The following is a 15,527-nucleotide window of genomic DNA, read 5'->3' on the forward strand; positions in this document are numbered from 1 at the left end:
TCCAAGAATTCGAGAAAACAGGGAAGAAACGTATGACCACCCAAGACGCCGCCGCTCCCCCGCGCCCTCGCCGAAGCTTTGTGGCCGGATCGGTCTATCTGTTCGAGCGCCTCCTCCCCGATCCCTTCGTCATCGCCATCGGCCTGACGTTCGCGGTGGCGGGCGCGGCGCTGCTGTTCGCCCCGAAAGGCGACCTCGTGACGGTGGTGACGTCCTGGTACACGGGCGTCTTCGGCATTGTCGGCTTCGCCTTCCAGATGGTCATGATCCTCGTGACAGGCCATGCCGTCGCGCACGCCCCCGTCGTCCAGCGCGGCCTCAAGACGCTGGTGGCGACGGTTTCCACGCCCAATCAGGCCGTCGTCCTGACATTCCTGGTCGCGGCCGCTGCATCCTGGCTCAACTGGGGATTTGGCCTGGTCGTCGGCGCGATCCTGGCGCGGGAGGTTGCCAAGCGCATCCATCTCGATTTCGGATGGCTTGTCGCGGCCGCCTATTCGGGATGGGTCATCTGGGCCAGCGGCCCGTCGAGCTCCATCGCCCTGTCCCAGGCCACGCATGGCAACGCCCTGAATATCGTCGAAAAGCTCACGGGCAAGTTGCTTCCGTTCGGCGACACCGTCTTCACGACCTTCAATCTGGTCCCGACCGTTCTGGTGGTCATCCTGGTGCCCATCGCCTTCATTCTTCTCAAGCCCCGCGAGGATGAGATCGTTGCGTTCGTTCCCGGACCCGACGAACAGGCAGCGCCCGCTTCGGCGAAATCGGCCGGCACCTTCGCCGACAAGGCCAACCGCTCGCGGATGGTCAGCCTCTTCCTCGTTCTACTCGGCGTCGCCTATCTCGGCGTGTCCTGGACGACGAAGGGCGTCAAGTTCGACGTCAATACCGTCATCCTCATCTTCCTGATCCTGGGTGTCGCCCTTCACGGCACCCCGGTTGCTTATTCCGACGCCATGAAGAACGCGGCGAAGCAGACCGGATCGATGATCCTGCAGTATCCCATCTATGGCGGCATCATGGGCATGATCGACGCCACCGGGCTTGCCGCGATGATCTCGAAATTCTTCGTCGTGGTGTCGACCGCCCACACCTTGCCGTTCTGGACCTACATCGCCTCGCTGTTCATCACGTTTCTCGTCCCCAGCGGTGGCGGACACTGGGCCGTACAGGGACCTTTCGCCATACCGGCGGCGGTTGAACTTCACGCCTCCATTCCGGCGGTGACCATGTCTGTCGCCATGGGTGAGCAGGTGTCCAACATGATGCAGCCGTTCTGGGCCCTGCCCGTCGTGGCGATGGCCGGCATCGGCATTCAGCGGGTGCTCGGCTTCACGGTGGTGACGTTCTTCCTCGCGGGCATCATCTATGGTGCCGCGCTGCTGCTGCTCCCGTGACAGGCGTGCCGCATTCCGCCGGAACCGCGCGGCCGTCCACGGTCGCCCCGGCGGGCGCCTGCGATGCCCATTGCCATATCGTCGACCCCCGCTTTTCCCCGTCCGGGACCGGCGTGGCGGTCGGCGCACCGGCCGGCATGGCCATCGAGGATTATCAGCAGCTCCAAAGGCGGATCGGCACCACACGCGCGGTGTTCGTGCAGGCGAAGTCCCACGGGACCGACCATGCCTGTCTGCTTGATGCCATCAGCCGCCTTGATGGCAACGCCCGCGGCATCGGCGTGGTCCATCCCTCTGTCACCGACAGCGAGCTGAAACGGCTCGATGCCGGCGGCATTCGCGGGCTTCGCTTCAGTCTCTGGAAGCCCGCCGATGCGGTCGTCACGATCGACATGATCGAACCGTTGGCGAAGCGGATCGCCGACCTCGGCTGGCACGTCCAACTCCACCTGTCGGGAGATCAGATCGTCGGGGCGGCGGCACTGCTCGCCCGGCTGCCCTGCCCGATCGTATTCGACCATATGGGACGGCTGCCGCCGGACCGCGGCCCGGCTCACCCGGCGTTTGCCGTGATCGTCGACCTCGTGCGCAAGGGGCGGGCGTGGGTGAAGCTCGCGGGCGCCTATCTCAACACCGGGCAGGGACCGCCCTATGGCGATGCCACCCGGATCGCCCGGGCCTATGTGGCGCAGGTGCCCGAGCGGCTCGTGTGGGGCAGTGACTGGCCTCATGTCACCGAGACGCACAAGCCGGACGATGCGGAGCTTTTCGATCTACTTGCGGTCTGGGCCGGCAGCGATCGCGTGCGCGACCTCATCCTGATCGAAAACCCCGCAGAGCTTTACGGCTTCCGGTAGGGACCGGGCGTTTGGCCGGACGAACGCCAGAGGCGCCCGTCCGGCTCTCGCCTTCGCCGCGAAACCTGCGGCGGGGGCCGTTATTTCGCGGCCGGATGGGCGATGGGATCAAGGCCCGTCTTGCTGATGACGGGAGCGGCCTGCGGGGAGGCGAGGAAGGCGATGAGCTCCGCGCCGGCCTTGGGCGATCCGGCCTTCGAGGAGATGCCGGCAGAGAAGATCGTGATTTTCTGCACGCTCTCGGGAATGGGGCCGACCACGTCCACGCCCGCCACGGGCAGAAGCTCGCTGATCTGCTGGAAGCCCAGCTCGGCTTCGCCGCGCGCCACCACCGCGGCCACGGGCTCAGCCGGGATCATCCGCGCTTTGCCCTTCATCTGCTCCTCGATGCCGAGGCGCTTGAACAGTTCATTCTCCACATAGACGCCGCTCGCGCTGTCCGAATAGGCGACGGACTTGGCGTTGACGAGCGCGGTGCGCAGGGCATCCACGGTGGAGATATCGGGCTTCGGCGCGCCCGCGCGGACGGCGACGCCGATGGGCGAGCGGGCGAGATCGACGCGCGAGGCCTTGTCCGCTTTCCCCTGCTCGGTCAGTCCGGTGAGAGCCTCGCCCACCATGATGAGCACATCCACCGGCTCACCCCGGTTGAGGCGCACCGGAATGGCGTTCTCCGTGGTGCCCATGGACGGCCCGTAGGCGGTCGACACCTTGTGTCCGGTCGCGCGCTCGAACTGCGGCACCAGCTGCTTGTAGGCAGCCGAGAAGCCGCCCGAAATCATGACGCGCACCTCGTCGGCGCGCGCCGAGGCCGGCAGCGCCAGAGCGGCGCCGATCAGCAAGGCGGAAACCCAGCGTCGTGAGATCGTCATTGTCTTTCCTCCCGAGATCGATGTCTTGATTTTTCGGTCCTGCCGGCCGCATGAGCGACGGCCGCGCCCACCGGATCGCGTCGCCCCAGGTCGCGTCCTTTGGAGTGAGGCGCAGCCCGAGCGCTCCTCGACGGAGCGAACAATCATTTTGCAGGTGCGGCGGATTCAGGGGCCGCCACCCGATATGCGGACGCGGCGCCTGGAGGGGCGCCGCGTCCTTGCCTTCAACCTCGGGAGAGGGAGGCGTTGCGACCGCGATAGATGAGGATGGTCGCGATGAGGCCCGAGGCGGCCGCCGCCATGAGCCAGAAGCCGGGAGCCGCGCGGTTGCCCGTCATGTCGATCAGCCAGGTGGAGACCAGGGGCGTGAACGTGCCGAACAGGGCGGCGGCGAGAGCGAAGGCGAGCGAGAAGCAGGTGGTCCGCACATGCGCCGGCACTTCCTCCGACAAGGCGGCCACCATGGCGCCGTTGTAGACGCCGAAGCACATGGAGAACCACAGCTCCACCATCAGCATCTTGTTGAAAGTCGGCTCCACCACCAGCCACGCAAGGGCGGGATAGGCCGTCGCCAGCGCCAGGATGGCGATGGTCAGCAGCACCGGACGGCGCCCCACGCGGTCGGAGATGGCGCCGCCGATGGGCAGCCAGATGAAGTTGGTGGTGGCGACCAGCAGTGTGACTAGCAGACTGTCGGTAATGGACAGCTTCAGCACGTTCCGGCCGAAGGTCGGCGTGTAGACGGTGATGAAATAGAAGGTCACCGTGGTCATGGCCGTCAGCATCATGCCGAGCACCACGATCCGCCAGTTCGCCAGCATCGCGGCGAAGACCTCGCTCTGGGTCGGGTGCTTCTTCTGCTTGAGGAACTCGGGGGTTTCCTCCAGCGTACGGCGGATGAAGAAGATGAAGGGGATGATCGCGCAGCCGATGAAGAAGGGAATGCGCCAGCCCCAGGCGGTGATGGTCTCGGCCGGCATCAGCTGGCTCAGCGAGAAGCCGATGATCGCCGCGAAGAAGATGGCGACCTGCTGGCTGGCGGACTGGAACGAGGTGTAGAAGCCCTTGTTGCCGGGCGTCGCGATCTCGAACAGATAGATGGAGACGCCGCCCAGCTCCACGCCCGCCGAGAAGCCCTGCAACAGTCGCCCGAACAGCACGATGAGCGGCGCGGCGATGCCGATCTGCGCATAGGTCGGGCACACGGCGATCAGCACGGTGCCGGCGGCCATGATGCCCAGCGTCACGATCAGGCCCTTGCGGCGGCCGATGCGGTCGAGATAGGAGCCGAGCACGATGGCGCCGACCGGTCGCATCAAGGCGCCGAGCCAGAAGGTGGTGAAGGTGAGGAGCAGTTCCGTGACTTCATTTCCAGTGGGGAAGAACGCCTTGGAAATGGACGTCGCGTAGAAGCCGAAGAGGAAGAAATCGAACTGCTCGAGGAAGTTGCCGCTGGTCGAGCGCAGGATGGCTGCGGTTCTCGATTTGATGACAGGCACCTGTGTGCCCGCAGCGGATGGAACGGCGGCTGCCGAAGGCCCGACCATGCGTTGTCTCCCATGCCGGCGCAGCCGCTCGCGGCGTCTCTGCGCTGCTTCTTGTTGCTTCGTCCGGCCGCCTGCAGCCGGCCAGTCCCTTGGCGGGAATCTGGCGCAGCCCATCGCATGACGGCATCGGCGGGAGCCTAGGGGGGAGAACCTGTCAAGAACCTGTCACGTCTTCCGCGACATTGGTCTGATGCGCTCAGGCGATCATTCGCCTTCCAGCGCCTTCCGCCATGCGCGGAAGAAGATGCGGCGCCGGGACTGATCCTGGTAGGCCAGAAGCTCGGGGCCCACATGGATCGGGCGCAACCTTGCGGGATCGGCTCCGGCCTCCGCCGGCGGCGGCATGTCGAGCCGGACGGTACCGAAGGCCCGGCGTGCGAGGTCCTCCTGACCTTCGCGGGACAGGAGGAAATCCAGGAAAAGATGGGCCTGCTCGGGATGCGGCGCCTGTTTGGGAATGAGGGCGATGCGCGTCATCACCAGCGTGTAATCCTCGAAAGCCACCACGCCGATGGCCGGCTCCTCCAGCGCCCGCGCCCGGGCATAGGACGAGATGGTGTTGTAGGCGAACAGCTGGTCTCCATCCGACACGCGGTCGAGCATGGTGTGGGCGAAGGAATAGAGCTTCGGTCCCGTCCGCCCCATGGCCCGGACCAGTTGCCAGGTGTCCGCGGTGATGCGCACATCGCTGTTCCAGAACAGAAAACCGGTCCCGCTGCGCTCCGGGTCGTAGGCCGCGACCTTGCCCCGGTAGGCTGCGCCCTTCTCGCGCAGGAGGCGGATGAAATCGGCATGGGTGCGCGGCACGTCTTCCGGCGGCACCCGCATCTTGTTGTAGACGAGGACGATGGGTTCCGCCGTGACCCCGAAGGCCTCGTTGCGCCACACCGCCCAGGGCGGCAGCATGGCCGTGGCGGGGGACTCGTGGCGCGCGGCATAGCCGTCGTTCACCAGCTTGATCTGGAGATCCATGGCCGAACTCCAGGCGATATCGGGACAGGGGTGGGTGTCGTTGCACTCCACCACGTCGGAATAGACGTACAGCGAATTCTTGTGCCGGTAGGTCAGCTTGATGTCGGGATAGCGCGCCCGCCAGTGCTCCAGCAGCTCGCCCATCTCCACGAGATCGATGGAAGACACGACGGTGAGTGAGCCGGCGGCGCCGGTGCCGACCGAGATCTCGTCCGAGCGGGACTGCGCTCCAGCCGGGCGGCCCGCGTCCGCGAGGCCCCCTGCGATGACGAGCGCCACAGCCAAGGCGATCCCGCTCATGCGCCCCGCAACCGCCCGAAAGCGCCGCCCCGCCGACGGCACGGCGATCCGCCCCCAGTCGCTGCCCGTCGGGGCCATCCACCCGCCTCCCGCACGCACGTCCGCACCGTCTCTTGCACTTGCTACCGTTAGCCGGTCTACATTATGCGATGCGACAGGTGTGGTCACGTATGGGGCATCCTTCCAGCTCCGAACCCGGGGCTTTCATGCCTTGCGGCCGGTTGCAGCCCGGCCGGGAGCCGGCTTGATGCGTATCCTCATCGTGGAAGACGACCGGGCGCTTGCGAGCGGACTGAAGCGTTCGCTCGCCTCGCTTGGCTACGCGGTCGATCACGAGGCCGATGCGGCGGATGCGGTCGGGCTGGCAATCCGCGAGGCGTACAATCTGGTCGTGCTCGATCTCGGCCTGCCCAACGGCAGCGGATATGACGTGCTCAGGGCGATCCGCCGCGCGGGCCTCAAGACGCCCGTCATGATCCTCACCGCGCGCGACCATGTGAGCGAGAAGGTGAAGGCGCTGGACCTCGGCGCGGACGATTACGTGAACAAGCCGTTCGCCCTCGCCGAGTTCGAGGCGCGGGTGCGGGCGCTGGTGCGCCGCGGCTTCGGCGTCAGCGACGCCCTGATCGAGTTCGGGCCGCTGCAGTTCGATACCGTGCAGCACGTGGCGCGCCTGGAGGGCACGCCTCTCGATCTTAGGCGGCGGGAGCTTGCGGTTCTGCACCTCCTTCTGGTCCAGGCGGGCAAGCTCGTGCCCAAGGCCCGCCTCATCTCGGAAGTGTTCGGACTAGACGACGCGGTCGGGCCCAACGCCCTGGAACTGTACATCGCCCGCCTGCGCAAGAAGCTCGGAGCCGGCGGGTTGCGCATCCGCACCGTCCGAGGGCTCGGCTACATGCTGGAGAAGGACTGATGCGCCCCGCCCGCCGCTCGCTGAAGCGCGCGGTTCTCCTCAATCTGCTCGCGCCGGTGCTGCTGCTGGCCGTCGCCATCGGAGCCGGCGGCTATCTCACCATCACGTCGGTGGTGGAGAGTTCCCACGACCGCCTCCTCGACGGCTCCCTGATGGCCATCGCCGAGCGCCTCGCGGTGGAGAGCGGCGAGGTGGTGGTGGACATGCCGCAGGTTGCCCTCGGCATGCTCGAAACCAAGACGCAGGATAACGTCTATTATCTCGTCACCTCGGACGCCGGGCCGGTGACGGGCTATCCCGACCTGCCGCTCGGCCGGATGGCGGCGGCCTTGCCCGGCCAGCCGACCCACTGGAACGACACCTACCGCGGCAATGCCGTGCGCCTCGCCGCAGTGGCGCGCCGCGTCTATGGCGTCGAGCGTCCGGTGATCGTCGCCGTCGCCGAGACCCGGCTCGCCCGCAACCAGCTGCGCAACGAGATGCTGCGCAACCTGGGTCTGGCAGAGGCCGCCCTGATACTGGCCATCGGGATTCTGGCGTGGGTTTCCGTCGAGCGCGGGTTGATGCCGCTCGCCGACCTCAGCCGGCAGATCGACACCCGCGCTGTCAGCGACTGGCGCGATCTGCGGCCGCTCGATCTGTCCGAGGTGCCGCAGGAGGCGATGGCTCCCGCCACCGCCATCAACGCCATGTTCGAGCGCCTGCGCTCGGCCACCGAGCTGCTGCGGCGCTTCACCGCCGACGCCTCCCACCAGATGCGCACGCCGCTGGCCATCGTCAGGATGCATGTGGACCTGCTGCGGCGGGAAAGTGCGGATCCCGAGCTGAGGGGCAGCGCGCTGGCCGAGCTGGACCAGGGCGCCGAGCGGCTGGAGCGGCTCATCACCCAGCTTCTCACCCTGGCCCGCGCCGACGAAAGCGCGGTTTCAGCCGCAGGCGGCACGCCCTGCGATCTGGGCGACGTGATCGAGCACGTCATCGCCGAGCGTATCGCCGGCATCCCGCCCGACACCCAGCTCTCCTGCCTCATCCGGCAGCGCCCGTTGCCGCTTGTGTCCGATACCGTGCTGCTGTCCGAACTGCTGGGCAATCTTCTCGACAATGCGGTGAAATATTCCGGCGCCGGTGGCCAGGTGGTGCTGTGCGCCGACCGCAGCGGCGATGCAGCCGTCGTGACCGCCGAGGACAGCGGCCCCGGCATTCCCGAGGCCGAGCGCGAGCGCGTATTCCAGCGCTTCTACCGTGCGCCCAACCGGGCAGACGTCCCGGGCAGCGGCCTCGGCCTGTCGATCGTGAAGGTGATCGCGGACCTGCTGCACATCACGATCACCCTCGACAGCAGCCCCGATCTGGGCGGCCTGCGGGCCACGCTCCGCATGCCGCTGTCGACCCGGACACCGCCTGACGCCTGAGCCCTTCAGGTCGGCGGGATGGCCTGAAAGGAGATGATGGAGGCGCGGCACGGACATGGAACGTCAGCACCAAACCATGCCCCCATGTGAGCCCTCCCGAGCGATTTCGGCCCGCTCGATCTCACGCACGGCGTGCTCCGGCCCTCATATGGCGCGCCAGCCTAACCGCCCGAATGGTGCAGGAGCCGGAGCAGGACCGAAGTCGCATGGAGCAGCGCCACCGCGAGAACGACCATGCCCGTGACGGCGGCAAGCCGGCGGCTTGGCTCGGCGACGACCTCGTCCGTGCCGTCCTCGTAGCGGGATCGCTGGTGGCCGCGATACAGCAACAGGCCGGACGTCCCGCTCAGCAAGAGCGCCGCCAAGAGCTGGCTGAAGGAGAAATGGGAGAGGCCGCCGCGCACGGACAGCAGGGCGACGAGCATCATCACGAAGCCCGTCCGCGACCAGGCCAGCCCCGTCCGCTCGCGCTGGAGGCCTGGGTCTTTCATGCCGCAGGTCCGGTCAGATCAAAACCATGAGGCAGGCGAGCCCCACGGCAAGGGTGGCAGTGAAGGCCGCCAGAAGGGGAAGCAGGGCGCTGACGGGCAGATCGGCGTTGTGACGCATGGCTTGCTCGGCCCGTACCCAGCGGGGATAGGCCATTCCACCGAGCACGCCTCCCGCCACGAACAGGATCAGTGCAAGACCAAGCCGCAGGGGCAGCGGCCCGAGATGCGAGGCGAACTGGTCGATACCCACCGCTCCGGCAATCAGCGCCAGAGCCGTCCGGATCCAGGCGAGAAACGTTCTCTCGTTGGCGAGCGAGAAACGGTAATCCGGCCGCGCCCCGCGCTGCCACCATTTCAGAGACGGTCCATGCTTTGACCGGTCAGCGGATGTATCGAGAGACAGATTGGACATTGTTGCACGCTGCGCAGTGTATCAGGTCGCCATGAAGATCAGATCGACACGTGACGAACTCATCGTCCGGGCGGTTTACGCGAATTGGGCCGCGCCCGCATCCAGCGCGGCGACGCGAAAGCCGATATTTCCGCTGCTGCTGTTCGGCGTATTGGAGTTCCGGGCCGCGACCCGATAGCGGTTGCAGTAGGAGCTGTGGCACAGATACGAGCCGCCACGCATCGAGCGGCTCGCGCCCGGCCCGTCATGGACGGGGTCGCGATCGCCTGTAACCCGGTGATATTCGGGGCTGAAGACATCCCGAACCCATTCCCAGACATTGCCCGCCACATTGAACAGGCCATAGCCGTTGGGCTCGAAGGCGTGCACCGGGGCGGTGCCGACATAGCCGTCCTCCGCCGTGTTCAGATCCGGGAAGGTGCCCTGCCAGATGTTGCAGCGATGCTGGCCGCCAGGGGTCAGCTCGTCTCCCCAGGGATAGAGTTTTCCGTCCAGTCCGCCGCGCGCGGCATATTCCCATTCCGCTTCGGTCAGGAGGCGCGTGCCCGACCACGCGCAGAAGGCCACCGCGTCGTTCCAGGACACATGCACCACCGGGTGATCCAGGCGGTCGAGAACGGTGGTGCCGGGGCCTTCCGGCTGGGCCCAGTAGGCGAACGGCACGGGCAGCCACCAGGGCGCCTCCACTGGCACCCGCTCGATCCGGGCCGCGGTCTCCGGCGGCACCAGCGCGTGGAAGACGTAGGACCAGTTGAAGCGTTCGGCCTCCGTGACATGGCCTGTCGCCCGGACGAAATCGGCGAACTGCGCGTTCGTCACCGCATAGGCCGACACCCGGAACGGACTCAGCGTGACCGGCCGCGCCGGCCCCTCGCCATCGCCCGCGAAGCCTTCGGCGCCGGACGTGCCCATCAGGAAGCGTCCACCCGGCAGCGCAATCCAGCGAAAGGCCGTGCCCTTCCCCCCGGCGGAAGCCGGCGGAGGTGGCGGCGGCGCTTCGCCTGCCGTCTCGGGGCGGCGCGCGCAGCAGCAGGTCGGCGACTTGCCGGCCTGCTCCGCCCCGCCGCTGTCCCGCCCCTGTGTCACTCCTCTTCCTCCCAGAAGGCGGCGGCGCCCTGGGCCTTCATCAGCTCGAGGATCTTCTCGCGCGGGATCACGCCGCAGCGTTCGGCCCACGCCTGATAGAGGCCGATCATCTCCTGGACGCGCTCGGGGTGGCCCGCCGAGAGATCGTGCAGCTCGGTGCGGTCGGCCTCCATGTCGTAGAGCTCCCAGGGGCCGGGGTATTTGCGGACCAGCTTCCACTGGCCGACACGCACCGCGGCATTGCCCTCATGCTCCCAGAACATCGGCTCCGTGCGTTCGCCGTCCTCCGGGAAGGAGGGCGCGAGGCTCACGCCTTCGCAGGGCAGGATGGCATTGCCGTCATGGGTCTGCGGATAGGCGGCGCCGGTCACGTCGAGAATGGTTGCCATGATGTCCGGCAACTGGCCCGGCACATGGCGCAGCTCGCCGCCTGCCGTGATCTGGGCCGGCCAGTGGAGAATGAGGGGCGTGGCGATGCCGCCTTCGTGGACCCAGTGCTTGTAGAGCCGGAACGGCGTGTTCGAGAGGTTGGCCCAGGCGACGCCGTAGCTCTGATAAGTGTCCTCCGCGCCGGGCATGATCTCGGGAATGTTGCCGAAGCGCACGGGACGGCCGTCGCGGGTCTGCGCCCGGGCGATCATCAGGTCCTCGACGAGGGCCTGGGGCGAAACATCCTCGGGAATGTCCTCGGCGCAGGCGCCGTTATCGGAGAGGAAGATCACCAGCGTGTCGTCCATCTGCCCGGTGTCCTCGAGCGCCTTCAGCACGCGGCCGATGCCCTGGTCCATCCGGTCGATCTGGGCGGCATAGACCTCCATGCAGCGGGCCAGCCACGCGCGCTCCTCCGCCTCCGTCCACGGCGGCTGGGTGGGATCGCGGTCGGTCAGCTTCCAGTCGGGATGGATCAGCCCCGATTTGATCATGCGGGACAGGCGCTCCTCGCGCAGTTCGTCCCAGCCGGCGTCGAAGCGGCCCTTGTACTTGGCAATGTCCTCGGGGTGGGCATGGAGCGGCCAGTGCGGGGCCGTATAGGCCACGTACTGGAAGAAGGGCGTACCGGCATGCTCCTTCGCGTGGCGATGGATGAAGTCGGCGGCTTCGGTGCTGATGGCGTCCGTATAGAAGAAGTTGGGATCTTCCTTGGCCTCATGCTCGGCATTCGCGTTGCCGCGCGTCAGCGTATTGGGCCAATAGAAGCTGCCGGCGCCGATGATGGTGCCGTAGAATTCATCGAAGCCGCGCTGCAGCGGCCAGGTGTCGGTGGGCTCGGTGAGGTTCGCCGCCACATGCCACTTGCCGGTGAGGCGGGTCCGGTATCCGGCCTTGCGCAGCACTTCGGCGATGGTCACGCAATTCTTGTTCAGATTGCCCACATAGCCTTCCGGCCCGGTGCTGTAGGTGAGGATGCCGATGCCGGTCTGGTGCGGATGAAGGCCGGTGAGCAGCGACGCGCGGGACGGGCTGCAGCGTGCGGTGTTGTAGAATTGCGAATAGCGCAGGCCGTTCGCCGCCAGCCGGTCGAGATTGGGCGTCTCGATCTCGCCGCCGTAGCAGCCGATATCGGAAAAGCCCATGTCGTCATTCAGGATGAGGACGATATTCGGGCGCTTGGTCGGGGGCGTATCGGACATGGATGGCTCCAGGGGCGCGGCGTGACCTCGTCACGCCCGTCGCGTCAGATTGATGGTGAAGCGGAAATAGTCGGGCAGGTAGACCGAGCGCAGCAGCTCCAACGGCCGTCCGTCCGTGGAGATGGTCAGGCGTTCCATGGCGAGAAGCGGGTCGCCGGGCGCGATCCCGAGCAGGCCGGCGGTCGCCTCGTCGGCGAGCGTGGCGGAGATGCTCTGGCTCGCCTCCTTGATGTTGAGCCCGAGCTCCTCCTCGAACACCCGGTACATCAGGATGGAGACGAGATCCCGCTTCTCCAGCTCAAGGCCGATATCGGGCGGGTAGAAGGCATGCTCGATGGCGATGGGGATCGCGTCCGCGAGCCGCACGCGCTTCAGCTCCCAGACCGCGCGCTCGCGCAGGGTCTCGCGTGCGGCGGTGTCGTGGGCGTTGGTCATTCCCTGGTGGAGAATGCGCGCGCCGGGCTCGAAGCCGGCGTCGCGGATGGTCTCGGAAAAGCCCATCAGCCGTCCGAGCCAGTTCTCCGGCTCGTTCGACTTCAGGAACGTGCCGCGGCCGCGCTCGCGGGCGAACATGCCCTCTTCCACCAAGGGCTGGATGGCGTGGCGGATGGTGATGCGGCTCACGCCGAAATGCTTGACCAGCTCGGCCTCGGGCATCAGGCGGCCATCCGCGTCGATCAGCTTGCCCTCGCGCACCTGACTGCGGATGGCTTCGCGCACCTGGATGTGAAGCGGCGTCGCTCCGGCCCCGCCGGATTTGGTCCCGTTCGCTTCACGCGCGGACTTGCCTTTCATGGGCGCGAGTTTGATGGGCGCGAGCATGTCAGATCCGCCGGCCGGTGGTTGGGTCGAACAGATGGATGTCTTCGGGAGCGAACGACACGGCCATCGTCTCCCCTTCGCGCGGCAGCGGGAAGCGGTCGTATCGGGCCCTGAGCGGGGTGCCATCGAGGGTGAGGTCGAGGATGGCGGCGTCGCCGAGGTTCTCCACGACCTCCACAGTCACGGGAATGCCGGCCGGATCGAACCGGACGGCGCTGGGCCGCACGCCCACCACCACCGCGCGACCCGCCTCGAGCGAGGCGGCCACCGGAACATGACGGCCGCCGATCAGGACGCCTCCGGCCGTGGTCCGGGTGGTGATGAGGTTCATGGGCGGGCTGCCGATGAAGGCGGCAACCTCGATGCAGTTCGGCGCGGCGAACACATCCGCCGGCCGGCCGATCTGGCAGATCTCGCCTTCCCGGAACACCGCCATGCGATCGGCGAGGGTCATCGCCTCTTCCTGGTCATGGGTGACATACACCGCCGTCACGCCGAGCGACCTCTGCAGCTTCTTCAGCTCCACGCGGGTGGCGAGGCGCAGCATGGCATCGAGATTGGAGAGCGGCTCATCCAGCAGGAACAGCCGCGCCTTGCGCACGATCGCCCGGGCGAGCGCGCAGCGCTGCTGCTGGCCGCCGGAAAGCTGCCCCGGCTTGCGGTCCAGAAGATGATCGATCTTCACCTTGGCGGCCGCCTCCCGGACCGCGGGTGCGATCTCGGCCTTCGGTGTCTTCGCCATCTCCAGGGGGAACGCGATGTTCTCGGCCACCGTCATGTGCGGGTAGAGCGCATAGCTCTGGAACACCATGGCGATGTCGCGGGCGCGCGCATCGGCGCCGGTCACGTCCTTCCCATCCAGCAGGATGCGGCCGGAGGTGGGGGCATCGAGGCCGGCGAGAATGCGCAGCGTCGTGCTCTTGCCGGAGCCCGACGGCCCGAGCAGGGCGAAGAATTCGCCCGGGCGGATCTCGATGTCGATGCCCTTCAGGGCTTCGAACGACCCATGCTTCTTGACGATCTTTTCGAGCTGAACCAGTCCGCGCGCGGTCATCGGCGTCCCCCTCCCTTGACGGCGCCGACCGTCAGGCCTTTCACGATGTGTTTCTGGGCGATGATGCCGAGGATGATGACGGGCAGCATCGCGAGCGCGGACACCGCCGCCAGCTTCGACCAGAGCGTCTGTTCCACCGACACGAAGTTGAACATGGAGATGGTGACCGGCCTCACCACGTTTCCGGACAGCACCACGGCGAACAGGAACTCGTTCCAGGCATTCAGGAAGACGAAGACCACGGTCACCGCCACACCGCCGCGCACCTGGGGCAGGATGATGCGCCACAGGGTCATCAGCCGGCTCGCACCGTCGATGAAGGCCGCCTCTTCCATCTCGAACGGCAGGTCCTCGAAATAGGATACCAGAAGCCAGATCGCGAACGGCAGCGAGAAGGAGAGATAGATCAGGATGATGCCCTGATAGGTATCGATCCAGCCGATATCCCGCAGGATCAGGAAGTAGGGAATGATGATGCCCACCGGGGGCAGCATCTGGGTGGCGAGCACGTAGAAGCCCGACCACTTCTTGCCCGGCACCCGCAGGCGGGCGAGCGCGTAGGCGGCGGGAATCGCGAGCACCATGGTCACGATGGTCGTGCCGATGGAGATGATGAAGCTGCTGACGAGGTTCGGCACGATGGACGTGGGGCCGAACAGCACGTCCCTGAACGCCGCGAGCGTCGGCGAGAAGATCAGCTTTGGGGGATAGGCGAGCACATCCTGCTCGCTCTTGAAGGCGTTGAGGAGGCTCCAGAAGATCGGGAAGATCCAGGCGAGCAGAAACAGGCCGGATACGCTCAGGAGCAGGGCAAGGCGCAGCTTGTGACCCTTCATTTCGCCCTCCGGAGTGCGAACAGGACGCCGGTGATGACGAGGGTGAAGATCAACAGGGCCACCGCGAGCGCCGAGCCGTAGCCGATGGACAGCTCGGTGAAGGACTTGCGGTAGGCGTAGAGATTGAGGATCTCGGTGGCCGTTCCCGGACCGCCGCCGGTGACGGTGAAGATGGCTGCGAACGCCGTGAGTGCCACCATGGTGCGCATGATGATCACCATGACGATGGCCGGGCGCAGCAACGGCAGGGTGATGCGCACGAAGCAGCGCCACGGGCTCGCCCGGTCGATGCGCGCCGCCTCGTAGATGTCCTCGGGCAGGGCCGCAAGACTGGCCAGCAGCACCATGAAGGCGAACGGCGTCCACTGCCAGGTGTGGATCACCACGACGGAGAACAGGGCGAGGGAGGGATCGCCGAGCCAGTTGTGGCTGCCGAGGCCGGCCGTCATGCTCAGATAGTCCACCACGCCGAATTCGGGGGTGAGCATGAACGTGCGCCATACCATGCCGACAACGGCGGGCGAGAGCACCACGGGCAGGATCGCCACGATGCGGAACAGCGCCTGTCCGCGCTTCATGCCGTTGACGAGCAGCGCGAGCGCGAGGCCCAGGACGACCTGCAGGATCACCGTGGAAAACGTATAGACGAGGCTGACCCCGAGCGCGGACCAGAAACGCGGATCGCCGAGCAGTTCCCGGTAATTGTCGAGCCCGACGAAGCCGTCCATGAACGGCATCGCGAGGTCCATCCGGTGCAGGCTGGTCCATCCCAGATGCAGCAGCGGAAACGTGGTGGTCGCCATCAGGGCGATGAAGGCGGGGGCGACCAGCGCCGCCGCAAAGCGGCGCTCCCGTCCCTCCATCATCCGCGCGGGATCTACGCGACCGCCGACCGGAACGTCGAGGGTAGTGGCTTTCGTCACGA

At 66.8% G+C, this 15,527-nt stretch carries 15 protein-coding genes; 4 read left to right on the forward strand and 11 right to left on the reverse strand.

Features of this window, described 5'->3' with window-relative positions:
- Window positions 1-32: 32 nt before the first annotated feature.
- Window positions 33-1,397 carry a short-chain fatty acid transporter gene (locus tag ACE3QW_RS01350; protein WP_374250134.1) on the forward strand — a complete coding sequence of 455 codons (1,365 nt, stop codon included), beginning with the start codon at window positions 33-35 and terminating at the stop codon, window positions 1,395-1,397.
- A 5-nt stretch (window positions 1,398-1,402) separates the two neighbouring features.
- Window positions 1,403-2,254 carry an amidohydrolase gene (locus ACE3QW_RS01355; RefSeq protein WP_374250135.1) on the forward strand — a complete coding sequence of 284 codons (852 nt, stop codon included), beginning with the start codon at window positions 1,403-1,405 and terminating at the stop codon, window positions 2,252-2,254.
- A gap of 80 nt (window positions 2,255-2,334) precedes the next feature.
- Here the strand turns inward: ACE3QW_RS01355 and ACE3QW_RS01360 are convergent, their stop codons facing one another.
- From ACE3QW_RS01360 to ACE3QW_RS01370, 3 genes are all read right to left on the reverse strand, one after another.
- Window positions 2,335-3,126 carry an extracellular solute-binding protein gene (locus ACE3QW_RS01360; protein ID WP_374250136.1) on the reverse strand — a complete coding sequence of 264 codons (792 nt, stop codon included), beginning with the start codon at window positions 3,124-3,126 and terminating at the stop codon, window positions 2,335-2,337.
- Between the two features lie 224 nt (window positions 3,127-3,350).
- Window positions 3,351-4,673, reverse strand: a complete 1,323-nt coding sequence (locus tag ACE3QW_RS01365) for an MFS transporter (RefSeq protein ID WP_374250137.1) — start codon at window positions 4,671-4,673, stop codon at window positions 3,351-3,353.
- Between the two features lie 204 nt (window positions 4,674-4,877).
- The gene (locus ACE3QW_RS01370; protein WP_374250138.1) at window positions 4,878-6,023 is read right to left on the reverse strand and encodes an ABC transporter substrate-binding protein; all 1,146 of its coding nucleotides are present in this window, start codon (window positions 6,021-6,023) and stop codon (window positions 4,878-4,880) included.
- Window positions 6,024-6,192: 169 nt separating this feature from the next.
- Here ACE3QW_RS01370 and ACE3QW_RS01375 point away from each other — a divergent pair, with 169 nt between their 5' ends.
- Complete coding sequence (locus ACE3QW_RS01375; RefSeq protein ID WP_374250139.1) at window positions 6,193-6,858, forward strand: response regulator; 666 nt, start codon at window positions 6,193-6,195, stop codon at window positions 6,856-6,858.
- Window positions 6,858-8,270, forward strand: coding sequence for a sensor histidine kinase N-terminal domain-containing protein (locus ACE3QW_RS01380; RefSeq protein ID WP_374250140.1), 1,413 nt, complete (start codon window positions 6,858-6,860; stop codon window positions 8,268-8,270). Before ACE3QW_RS01375 ends, ACE3QW_RS01380 begins: the two co-directional genes overlap by 1 nt.
- 161 nt (window positions 8,271-8,431) lie before the next feature.
- On the opposite strand, the gene ACE3QW_RS01385 is transcribed toward ACE3QW_RS01380, so the two are convergent.
- From ACE3QW_RS01385 to ACE3QW_RS01420, 8 genes are all read right to left on the reverse strand, one after another.
- On the reverse strand, window positions 8,432-8,761 hold the full coding sequence (locus ACE3QW_RS01385; protein WP_374250141.1) for a DUF202 domain-containing protein: 330 nt from the start codon (window positions 8,759-8,761) through the stop codon (window positions 8,432-8,434).
- Between the two features lie 13 nt (window positions 8,762-8,774).
- Entirely contained in the window at window positions 8,775-9,173 is a 399-nt protein-coding gene (locus ACE3QW_RS01390; RefSeq protein WP_374250142.1) for a YidH family protein, read from the reverse strand.
- A gap of 75 nt (window positions 9,174-9,248) precedes the next feature.
- A complete protein-coding gene (locus tag ACE3QW_RS01395) occupies window positions 9,249-10,259 on the reverse strand; it encodes a formylglycine-generating enzyme family protein (protein WP_374250143.1) in 1,011 nt (336 codons plus the stop codon).
- Window positions 10,256-11,890 (reverse strand): arylsulfatase, encoded by a 1,635-nt coding sequence (locus ACE3QW_RS01400; protein WP_374250144.1) that lies wholly within the window; start codon window positions 11,888-11,890, stop codon window positions 10,256-10,258. Before ACE3QW_RS01400 ends, ACE3QW_RS01395 begins: the two co-directional genes overlap by 4 nt.
- Window positions 11,891-11,920: 30 nt before the next feature.
- Complete coding sequence (locus ACE3QW_RS01405; RefSeq protein ID WP_374250145.1) at window positions 11,921-12,712, reverse strand: GntR family transcriptional regulator; 792 nt, start codon at window positions 12,710-12,712, stop codon at window positions 11,921-11,923.
- 1 nt (window position 12,713) lies between these two features.
- Complete coding sequence (locus tag ACE3QW_RS01410; RefSeq protein ID WP_029555690.1) at window positions 12,714-13,766, reverse strand: ABC transporter ATP-binding protein; 1,053 nt, start codon at window positions 13,764-13,766, stop codon at window positions 12,714-12,716.
- Window positions 13,763-14,602 carry a carbohydrate ABC transporter permease gene (locus tag ACE3QW_RS01415; RefSeq protein ID WP_029555691.1) on the reverse strand — a complete coding sequence of 280 codons (840 nt, stop codon included), beginning with the start codon at window positions 14,600-14,602 and terminating at the stop codon, window positions 13,763-13,765. The genes ACE3QW_RS01410 and ACE3QW_RS01415 overlap by 4 nt, the downstream gene beginning before the upstream one ends.
- The gene (locus tag ACE3QW_RS01420; protein WP_374250146.1) at window positions 14,599-15,525 is read right to left on the reverse strand and encodes a carbohydrate ABC transporter permease; all 927 of its coding nucleotides are present in this window, start codon (window positions 15,523-15,525) and stop codon (window positions 14,599-14,601) included. Before ACE3QW_RS01420 ends, ACE3QW_RS01415 begins: the two co-directional genes overlap by 4 nt.
- Window positions 15,526-15,527: the final 2 nt, after the last annotated feature.

Origin of the sequence: Xanthobacter sp., from assembly GCF_041911315.1 — a bacterium.
GTDB classification, from domain to species: domain Bacteria; phylum Pseudomonadota; class Alphaproteobacteria; order Rhizobiales; family Xanthobacteraceae; genus Xanthobacter; species Xanthobacter aminoxidans.

Coding starts and splice junctions, on each gene's coding strand:
- ACE3QW_RS01350 (WP_374250134.1), top strand. CDS start 33: ATGACCACCCAAGACGCCGCCGCTCCCCCGCGCCCTCGCCGAAGCTTT.
- ACE3QW_RS01360 (WP_374250136.1), bottom strand. CDS start 3,126: ATGACGATCTCACGACGCTGGGTTTCCGCCTTGCTGATCGGCGCCGCT.
- ACE3QW_RS01365 (WP_374250137.1), bottom strand. CDS start 4,673: ATGGTCGGGCCTTCGGCAGCCGCCGTTCCATCCGCTGCGGGCACACAG.
- ACE3QW_RS01370 (WP_374250138.1), bottom strand. CDS start 6,023: ATGGCCCCGACGGGCAGCGACTGGGGGCGGATCGCCGTGCCGTCGGCG.
- ACE3QW_RS01375 (WP_374250139.1), top strand. CDS start 6,193: ATGCGTATCCTCATCGTGGAAGACGACCGGGCGCTTGCGAGCGGACTG.
- ACE3QW_RS01380 (WP_374250140.1), top strand. CDS start 6,858: ATGCGCCCCGCCCGCCGCTCGCTGAAGCGCGCGGTTCTCCTCAATCTG.
- ACE3QW_RS01385 (WP_374250141.1), bottom strand. CDS start 8,761: ATGAAAGACCCAGGCCTCCAGCGCGAGCGGACGGGGCTGGCCTGGTCG.
- ACE3QW_RS01390 (WP_374250142.1), bottom strand. CDS start 9,173: ATGTCCAATCTGTCTCTCGATACATCCGCTGACCGGTCAAAGCATGGA.
- ACE3QW_RS01400 (WP_374250144.1), bottom strand. CDS start 11,890: ATGTCCGATACGCCCCCGACCAAGCGCCCGAATATCGTCCTCATCCTG.
- ACE3QW_RS01405 (WP_374250145.1), bottom strand. CDS start 12,712: ATGCTCGCGCCCATCAAACTCGCGCCCATGAAAGGCAAGTCCGCGCGT.
- ACE3QW_RS01410 (WP_029555690.1), bottom strand. CDS start 13,766: ATGACCGCGCGCGGACTGGTTCAGCTCGAAAAGATCGTCAAGAAGCAT.
- ACE3QW_RS01415 (WP_029555691.1), bottom strand. CDS start 14,602: ATGAAGGGTCACAAGCTGCGCCTTGCCCTGCTCCTGAGCGTATCCGGC.